The sequence below is a fragment of the Streptomyces sp. CMB-StM0423 genome (genome assembly GCF_002847285.1).
Classification (GTDB): domain Bacteria; phylum Actinomycetota; class Actinomycetes; order Streptomycetales; family Streptomycetaceae; genus Streptomyces.
This window is the reverse complement of sequence record NZ_CP025407.1, coordinates 521,542-530,925: the sequence shown is the minus strand read 5'-3', so window position 1 is coordinate 530,925 and position 9,384 is coordinate 521,542. Positions and strand designations below refer to the sequence as shown.

The window sequence follows — 9,384 nt, the reverse complement described above, 5'->3', positions numbered from 1 at the left end:
GAGTGCGATGAGCCGATCCCTGGTCGAGGACGTGTGGCCGCTGTCGCCGCTGCAGGAAGGCATGCTCTTCCACGCGGCGCTCGCCGGCACCGGACCCGACGTCTACACCGTGCAGTCCGCCCTGGACATCGAAGGACCGCTGGACCCCGCCCGGCTGCGCGCGTCGTGGCAGGCGCTCCTCGCCCGGCACGCCGCGCTGCGCGCCTGCTTCCGGCAGGTCAGCGGAGCGAAGATGGTGCAGGTCATCGCGCGCGACGTGGAGCTGCCGTGGCGGGAGGAGGACCTGTCGGGGCTCACCGAGGACGACGCGAGGGCCGAGCTGGACCGGCTCACGGCGCGCCGCCTCGCCGAGCGGATCGACCTGGCGAGCGCGCCGCTGATGCGCTTCCTCCTCGTCCGCCTCGGGGAGGAACGGCACCGGCTGGTGATGACGTTCCACCACATCCTCATGGACGGCTGGTCGATGCCCGTCCTGCTCACCGAGCTGTCCGCCGTCTACGCGGCCGGGGGCGACGCCTCGCGGCTGAGGAGAGTGCCCTCGTACGGCCAGTACCTGGCGTGGCTGGGCCGCCAGGACAAGGACGCGGCGCGGGCCGCCTGGCGGGCGGCGCTGGCGGGAGCCGACGAGCCGACGCTCGTCGTCCCCGCCGACCCGACGCGCGCGGCCGTCTTCCCCGAGCACGTCTTCGGTGACGTCCCCGAGGACGTCACGACGGGCCTGCGGGACCTGGCCGGCGCCCGGGGCCTGACCCTCAACACCGTGGTGCAGGGCGCCTGGTCGCTCGTCCTGGCCCGGCTGGCGCGCCGCACGGACGTCGTCTTCGGCGCCACCGCCGCCGGACGGCCCGCGGAGCTGGCGGGCGTCGAGTCGATGGTGGGCCTGCTGCTCAACACCCTGCCGGTGCGCGTACGGCTCGACGGCGCGCAGCCGGTGACGGAGCTGCTGGCCGACCTCCAGCGGCGCCAGTCGGAGCTGATGACGCACCAGCACCTCGGGCTGCCGGAGGTGCAGCGCCTCGCGGGCCCCGGCGCGGTCTTCGACACGCTGGTGCTCTACGAGAGCTTCCCCCCGCCGCCCGCCGGGGCGGCCGGGCCGGAGGAGCTGACCATCCGCCCGTCGGGCATGTCCCGGGACGCGGCGCACTACCCGCTGACGCTCGTCGTGACCCCGGCCGGGGACCGGTTGCGCTGCAAACTCGACTACCGGCCAGACCTGTTCGACCGCGCCGCGGCCACGGCGATCTTCCAGCGGGTGGTGCGGGTGCTGGAGCAGGTGGTGGCGGACCCGACGGTGCGGGTGGGGGACGTGGACGTGCTGGCGGCCGGGGAGCGGGCGCCGGTCGTGTCGGGGTGGAACGCGACGGAGCTGGCGGTGCCTTCGGGGTCGGTGCTGGACCGGTTCGAGGAGCGGGCGCGGCGGTCGCCGGAGGCGGTTGCCGTGCGGTGCGGTGCGGAGGAGCTGTCGTACGGGGAGCTGGATGCCCGGGCCAACCGGCTGGCGCGGTATCTCCAGCGGCTCGGAGTGCGCCGGGAGTCCCGGGTGGGGCTGTGCCTGCCGCGCGGGGCCGGCATGATCGCGGCGATGCTCGCGGTGTGGAAGGCCGGGGGCGCGTACGTGCCGCTCGACCCCGCCTATCCGGCCGAGCGCCTGGCGTTCATGGCCTCCGACAGCGGCGCGCACGTGGTGCTGAGCACCGGAGACCTGGCGCCCGAGGGCGCGGTGCGGCTGGACGAGGCCGCGGGGGAGATCGCGGCGGAGCCGGTGGAGCCGCTGGGCACGGTGCTGGAGCCGGGGCAGCTCGCGTACGTGATCTACACCTCCGGCTCCACGGGCCGCCCCAAGGGCGTCGCGGTGCCCCACCGCGGCCCGGCGAACCTGGCCGAGGCGATGCGGCCGGTGCTGGGGGTGGCGGAGGGTGTGACGGCGCTGCAGTTCGCGTCGTTCAGCTTCGACGCCGCCGTCCTCGACGTCGCCGTCACCCTCGCCGCCGGCGGCACGCTGGCCCTCGCCTCCGAGGAGGAGCGGGTGGAGCCCGCGGCGCTGGCGGAGATGGTCCGTAGCGCCGGGGTGTCCGTGGCCAGCGTGGTGCCGTCGCTGATGAGCGTTCTCGACCCGGCCGCGGTCACGGGCGTACGGAACTGGGTGCTGGGCGCCGAACTGCTGACGGCCGACCTGGCGTCCCGCTGGACGCGGCAGGCGAAGGTGTGGAACACGTACGGCCCGACCGAGGCCACCGTCATCACCACCGCCACCCCCCTCGACGCGGACATCACCCCCGCCGGCCCGCCGCCCGCCATCGGCCGCCCGATCGGCAACACCCGCACCTACGTACTGGACGACTTCCTCCGGCCCGTGCCGCAGGGCGTCACCGGCGAGGTGTACATCGCGGGCCCTGGCCTGGCCCGTGGCTACATCGGCCGCGGCGGGCTCACCGCCGGGCGCTTCGTCGCCTGCCCCTTCGAGCCCGGCGCGCGCATGTACCGCTCCGGCGACCTCGCCGCCTGGACGACCGACGGGCAACTGGCCTTCCGCGGCCGCGCCGACGAGCAGGTCAAGATCCGCGGCTTCCGCATCGAACCGGGCGAGATCGAGGCCGTCCTCGCCGCCCATCCCGACGTGTCCCGCGCGGCCGTCGTCGTACGCGAGGACCGCCCCGGCGACAAGCGCCTCGTCGCCTACGTCGTCCCCGGGGGCCCGGAGGCGGACATCGACGCGGTGCGCACACACACCGCCGCCCGGCTGCCCGCGCACATGGTGCCCGCCGCCGTGCTCGCGCTCGAAAGCCTGCCGCTGACGCCCAGCGGCAAGCTCGACCGCGCCGCCCTGCCCGCCCCGGACTTCGCCGAGCGCGCCACCGGCCGCGCGCCCGAGGGCGAGACCGAGGAGGCACTGTGCGTGCTCTTCGCCGACGTCCTCGGCGTCGAACGGGTCGGCGCCGACGACAGCTTCTTCGACCTCGGCGGCGACTCCGGCCTCGCGATGCGCCTCGCCGGGCGGATCCGGGAGGATTTCGGCGCCGAGCTGAACATGCGGCAGTTCTTCGGCGCCCCCACCCCCGTGGGCGTGACGCGGATGCTGGCGTCCAGGACCCGCCCCGCGCTGCGCGCCGTCGAGCACCCCGACGAGGTGCCGGCGTCCGCGGGCCAGGTGCGCACGTGGCTGATGTCCCGGCTCGCCGAGGACTCCGCCGCGTACCGCACCTCCGTCGCGCTGCGCCTCACCGGCGAGCTGGACCGCGACGCGCTCGGCGCGGCACTCGGCGACGTCGCGGCCCGCCATGACACGCTGCGCACCACCTTCGCTGCCGAAGGCGGCGCCGACCTGCGGCAGCACGTCCTCGGCGCGGCCGCCGCCCGGCCCGCGCCGGAGGTGGTCCCCGCGACCGAAGCGGAGCTGCCGGAGCTGCTCGCGGACCGCGCCGCGCACTCCTTCGACCTCACCCGCGAACTGCCGTGGACACAGACGCTGTTCGCCCTGTCGGAGACGGAGCACGTGCTGCTCCTCGTCGTGCACCGCATCGCCGCCGACGACGAGTCGCTCGATGTCATGCTGCGCGACCTGTCGGCGGCGTACGGGGCGCGCCGCGAGGGGCGTACGCCCGAACGCGCGCCGCTGCCGCTGCAGTTCGCCGACTACGCCCTCTGGGAGCGCGAACTCCTCGCCGGCGAGGACGACCCGGAGAGCCTGATCAGCGACCAACTCGCGTACTGGAAGGACACCCTCGCCGGGCTCGCCCCGGAGCTGCGGCTGCCCGCCGACCGGCCGCGGCCCCAGCTCGCGGCGCACCGCACCGGGCAGGTGCCGCTGCGCGTCGAGGGCGACGTGCACGAGCGGCTGACGGAGCTGGACGAGGCCGGCGAAGGCGCGTTCACCGTCGTGCAGGCGGCGCTTGCGCTGCTGCTCACCCGGCTGGGCGCGGGCACCGACGTCACCGTGGGCGCGCTGCTGCCGCGGCGGGACGAGGAGGGCGCGCTGGAGGGCGTGGTGGGCCCCTTCGCCGGCCCGGTCGCACTGCGCACCGACACCTCGGGGGACCCCACCTTCCGCGAACTCCTCGGCCGCGTACGGGAGGCGAACCTCGAAGCGCGCCGCCACCAGGACCTGCCGTTCGAACGCCTGGTCGACGTGCTGGAGCTGCCGCCGTCCGCGGCGCGGCACCCCGTCGTGCAGGTCGTGCTCGACGTGCGCGACGGCACCACCGACGAGGAGGACACCTCCGAGCTGCCGGGGCTGAGCACCGGCCGCCTCGACCTCGGCCCCGCCGCGTCCGAGCTGGACCTGTCGGTGAGCCTCAGCGAGTGGTATTCCGCCGACGGTTCGGGGGACGGCCTCGACGGCCACCTGCGCTACGCCGCCGAGCTGTTCGACGCCGGCACCGCCGCCGCCCTCGCCCGCCGCCTGGTGCGCGTGCTCCGGCAGGTCGCGGACGACCCCGACGTGCGCCTCGGCGACGTCGACGTGCTGCTCGACCCGGCCGAGCACCACCGGCTCGTACGGGAGTGGAACGACACCGCGGCGCCGCTGCCGGACACCACCGTCGTCGGCCTCCTCGCCGACCGGGCGGCCCGCACCCCGGACGCCGTCGCCGTCACCGACCAGGACGGCGCGCTGACGTACGGGGCGCTGGACACCGCCTCCGGGATGCTCGCCCGCCGGCTGGCCGCCCGCGGCGTCGGTGCGGAGGACGTCGTCGCCGTGGCACTGCCGCTGGGCGCCCGGCTGGCCGTCGCGCTGCTCGGCGTACTCAAGGCCGGCGCCGCCTGCCTGTTCACCGGCCCCGACCGGCCGTTGCAGGCGCTCGCGCCGCTGCGCGGCCACCGGCCCGGCGCGCTGATCTGCACCGCGACCACCGCAGGACTGCTGCCCGCCGACCACGCGATGACGGTCGTCCCGCTCGGCAACCCCGTCCTGGCCGCCGCCCGCGGCACGTACGCGGGACCGGGCCCCGCCGAGACGGGCACCGCGCCGCCGCGGCCCGGCCACGCCGCGCTGCTGCTGGACGCCACGACGCCGCACGGCGTGCCCGCGGGCGTCGTGGTCGAGCACCGCTCGCTGGTCAGCCACCTCGCGGACGGAGCCGACGAGGCCGGAGACGCAGCCGCAGCAGCCGCGGCCGACGAGGGCGCGCGGCACCTGACCCTGGACGAGCGCGCCCCCGTCGAGGCCGTGGTGACCCCGCTGCTCCGCGCGCTCTGCGCCGGTGAGAGCGTCCTGCTCGGCAAGCCCGACCCCCGCGCCGCCCGCCGCGCGCTCACCACCCGCGACCTGCTGTGGACCCTGGCCGAACTGCCCGCGGGCGACCCGTCGTTCGCGGAGGTCACCGTCATCGAGGACGGCGCCGCCGCCTCCGACGTCGACGCCCGCGAATGGCGCGCCCGGCACCCGGACGCCGCTCTGGTCACCGGCTACGGCCCGGCCGGCACCGCGGGAACCTGGCTGCACCACCGCACCGCCCCCGGCGCACCCCTCCCTGCCGAGGTGCCCACCGGCAGCCTGCGGCCCCGCACCCGCGCCTACGTCCTCGACGACCGGCTGCGCCCCGTCCCGCCCGGCGCCGTCGGCGACCTGTACGTCGCCGGAGCCACCCTCGCCCGCGGCTACCACGGCAGCACCCGCCTCACCGGCGAGCACTTCGTCGCCTGCCCGTACGGCCCGGCGGGGGAGCGGATGCTGCGCACCGGCGAGCGCGCCAGGTGGAGCACCGCGGGGCTGCTGACCGTACGCGACCGGCAGGCGGAGGAGCACGACGCGGCGCTCGCGCAGGCCCGCCGCCCCGAGGGCGGCGGCGACCTCGGCGTGCTGCTCCCGCTGCGCAAGGAAGGCAGCGGCGCGCCGCTGTTCTGCGTGCACTCCGCCACCGGCCTCGCCTGGAGCTACGCGGTCCTCGTGCCTCATCTCCCGCCGGACCGGCCGGTGTACGGCATCCAGGCGCGCGGCCTCGCCGGGCCCGAGCCGATGCCCAAGAGCGTCGCCGAGATGGCCGCCGACTACGCCGACGAGATGCGGACCGTGCAGCCGGAGGGCCCGTACCACCTGCTCGGCTGGTCCTTCGGCGGCATGCTCGCGCAGGCGGTCGCGGCCCGGCTGGAGGAGCAGGGCGAGCGGGTGGAACTGCTCGCGCTGCTGGACGCGTACCCCGACGGCGGGGCCGGCACTTCGTTGTTCTCCAACGAGGACGCCGCCGGCCGCGCCGCCGCCACCTCCGTGCCGCAGGGACGGCTCCTCGGCCCCGGCGGTGACGAAGCCGCGGTGCCCGGGGTCAGCGGCCGGCTGCGCTCGCGGATGGAGCAGGTCATGCGGAACTCGGCCGGGTTCGCCCCCGAGCACACCCCGCGCCGTACGACGGGCGACCTGCTGCTCTTCGCCGCCACCGAGGACCGCCCGGCGGGGCTCCCCGTCGCCGACGCGGTCGAGAGCTGGAAGCCGTACGTCGCCGGAAACGTCGAACCGCACGAGATCGAGGCCAACCACTTCGGAATGCTGAAATCCGCACCCGCGGCGCACATCGGCCGCATTCTCGCCGGGCGGCTGGGCATTTCCGGCGGGGCCCCGGAGAAATGAGCGTTGCATTGCGGGATACGGAATCCGGCAACCCGGATTCCGTATCCCGCGGTGCGGCCCGGAAAAGCGCGCCCTCGGGCCCGGCGGCGTGCAGAAAAGACGCACGAATTCAGGGAGAAGGAGCGCGCGCATGGCCAAGTCACCCGAGATTCCCGTACACAACCGCAGGGACGGTCTCGAACCCCTGCCCGAGCTGCGCCGGTTGAGCCGGGAGACGCCGCTGCTCGAAACCCCGCGCGACTGGGTCGCCACCGGCCAGGCCGAGGTGCGCCAGATCCTCGGCGACGCGGGCCGCTTCAGCACCATGCCGCCCGCCGACACCGAGGAGGACCGGCGGCGCCAGATCCAGGAGGGCAACCTCCTGCAGTACGACCCGCCGGACCACACGCGGCTGCGCCAGATGCTCACCCCCGAGTTCACCAACCGGCGGATGCGCAGGCTGGAGCCCTTCATCGAGGAGATCGTCGCCGAACGCCTCGACGCCCTCGAACGCGCCGGCCGGCCCGCCGACTTCATGCGCCACTTCGCCTGGCCCATCCCCGGGCTGGTCAGTTGCGCGCTGCTGGGCGTGCCCCGCGACGACCAGGCGGAGCTGGCCCGCAACCTCGACATCAGCCGGGCCGGCAACCGCAGCCGCAAACAGCAGATGACCGCCGGAAAGGCGTACGTCGGCTACATGAGCCAGCTCGTCGCGCGCAAGCGCCGCGACCCCGGCGACGACCTGCTCGGCATGCTGATCCGCGAGCACGGCGACGACGTCAGCGACACCGAGCTGACCGGCATCGGCACCTCGCTGATGGCCGCGGGATACGAGAACGTCGCCGGCACCCTCGGCCTCGGCACGATGCTGCTGCTCGGCCACCCCGACCAGCTCGCGCTGCTGCTGGAGAAGCCGGAGCTGACCGACCGCGCGGTGGAGGAACTGCTGCGGTACGTCTCCGTGATCGCCACCTCCTCGCCGCGCACCGCCCTCGCCGACGTGCCCGTGGGCGACGCGGTGATCAAGAAGGGCGACGTCGTGGTCTGCTCGCTGCTCGCCGTCAACCGCGCGGCCAGGGACGGCGCCGGCCACGACGGCTTCGACATCACCCGGGAGGTCACGTCCCACATGGCCTTCGGCCACGGCATCCACTACTGCCTCGGCGCCCCGCTGACCCGCGTGCAGCTCAGGATCGCGCTCCCGCGGCTGCTGCACCGCTTCCCCGGGCTGCGCCTGGCCGTACCGCCGGAAGAGCTGCGCTACCGGACGCTCGCGCCCAACTACGGCGTCGAAGCGCTGCCCGTCACCTGGTAGGGGATCCGATGCCACGCCGCCCCGGGCCCGCGCCCGCCTACACCCGCAGAACGCGCTTCGACCCCGCCGCCGAGCTGCGCGCCATCGCCGCGGCACGGCCCGTCACCAGGATCGACGTCGGCCCCGGCGCCGGCGAGGAGTACGTCTGGCTGGTCACCGGATACGACGAGGTACGCCAAGTCCTCGGCGACCACGTCCGGTTCTCCACCCGCCGCCGCTTCGGCCGCGCGGCGCGCGCGGACGGGACGTACCCCGACGACTACCGCCCGGACGACATGATCGGGCAGCTCATGGACTACGACCCGCCCGAGCACACCCGGCTCAGGAAGATGCTCACCCCGGAGTTCACCGTCCGCCGGATCCGCCGCCTCCGCCCGCGGATCGAGGAGATCGTCGCCGACCGCCTCGACGCCGTGGAACGCGCGGGACCGCCCGCCGACCTCGTGGAACAGTTCGCCACCCCCGTATCAGGCGCGGTGCTCTGCGAGCTGATCGGCGTTCCCCGCGACGACCGCGACGCGTTCCTGCGCCGCGCCCGTCACCACCTGGACCAGGGCCGCGGCCGGCAGGCCCGGGCCGCCGCCGGCGCCGCCTTCTCGCGCTACCTCGCCGCCCTGGTCGCCGGGCAGCGCCGGGACCCGGGCGACGGCTTCCTCGGCATGCTCGTACGGGACCACGGAACCGACGTCACCGACAAGGAACTCCGCGGCGTCTGCGTGCTCCTGATGCTCGCCGGCCTCGACAACATCTCCGGGATGCTGAGCCTCGGCACCCTGGTGCTGCTCGAACACCCCGACCGGCTCGCGGAGATCCGCGCGGACCCGGGGGCCGTGGACCGTACCGTCGACGAACTGCTGCGCTACCTGACCGTGCCGCACGCGCCCACGCCCCGCACCGCCCTGGAGGACGTCACCGTCGGCGGACAGCTCGTCAGGGCGGGCGAACACGTCGTCGTCTCCCTGCCGACGGCCAACCGCGACCCGGCCCTGACCACGGACGCCGACCGCTTCGACCCCGCCCGCGAGCCCGCCGCCCACCTCGCCTTCGGCCACGGCATCCACCACTGCCTGGGCGCCGCGCTCGCCCGCATGGAACTCGGCATCGGCTATACGGCGCTGCTGCACCGCTTCCCGCACCTGCGCCTCGCCGCGCCGGCCGCGGAGGTGCCGTTCCGGCTGCACACGACCGCCTACGGCCTGGAGCGGCTGCCGGTCGTCTGGTGACCGGCGGCCGGGGGAGGAGACGACGATGGAGGTACGGGTCGACCGCACCAGGTGCGTGGGGTCCGGGCTGTGCATGATGCATGTGCCCGCGGTCTTCGACCAGTCCGAGGACGACGGCAAGGTGCTGCTCACCACCGCGCACCCAGGGCCCGCGCTCGCCAGGTCCGTACGCGCGGCCGCCGGCCGGTGCCCCGGGCGGGCCATCTCGCTGCACGACGGCGCCGGGAGGGAGGGCTCCGACGGCGCCGCCGGCGCCGAAAGAGCCGACTGGACTACCGGTTCGGGCAGTGTTGCCTGAAGTTCTT

The 9,384-nt window shown here is 75.3% G+C and carries 4 protein-coding genes; all 4 read left to right on the top strand.

Annotation, left to right across the window (positions count from 1 at the left end; translation table 11 throughout):
- The first annotated feature begins 7 nt into the window (after positions 1 to 7).
- The 4 genes from CXR04_RS02340 (at position 8) to CXR04_RS02325 (ending at position 9,377) form a co-directional block, all read left to right on the top strand.
- Positions 8 to 6,562 (top strand): amino acid adenylation domain-containing protein, encoded by a 6,555-nt coding sequence (locus CXR04_RS02340; RefSeq protein ID WP_234379999.1) that lies wholly within the window; start codon positions 8 to 10, stop codon positions 6,560 to 6,562.
- A gap of 130 nt (positions 6,563 to 6,692) precedes the next feature.
- On the top strand, positions 6,693 to 7,856 hold the full coding sequence (locus CXR04_RS02335) for a cytochrome P450 (protein WP_101420238.1): 1,164 nt from the start codon (positions 6,693 to 6,695) through the stop codon (positions 7,854 to 7,856).
- A gap of 8 nt (positions 7,857 to 7,864) precedes the next feature.
- Complete coding sequence (locus tag CXR04_RS02330) at positions 7,865 to 9,079, top strand: cytochrome P450 (RefSeq protein ID WP_101420237.1); 1,215 nt, start codon at positions 7,865 to 7,867, stop codon at positions 9,077 to 9,079.
- A 25-nt stretch (positions 9,080 to 9,104) separates the two neighbouring features.
- A complete protein-coding gene (locus tag CXR04_RS02325) occupies positions 9,105 to 9,377 on the top strand; it encodes a ferredoxin (RefSeq protein WP_234379998.1) in 273 nt (90 codons plus the stop codon).
- Positions 9,378 to 9,384 lie beyond the last annotated feature (7 nt).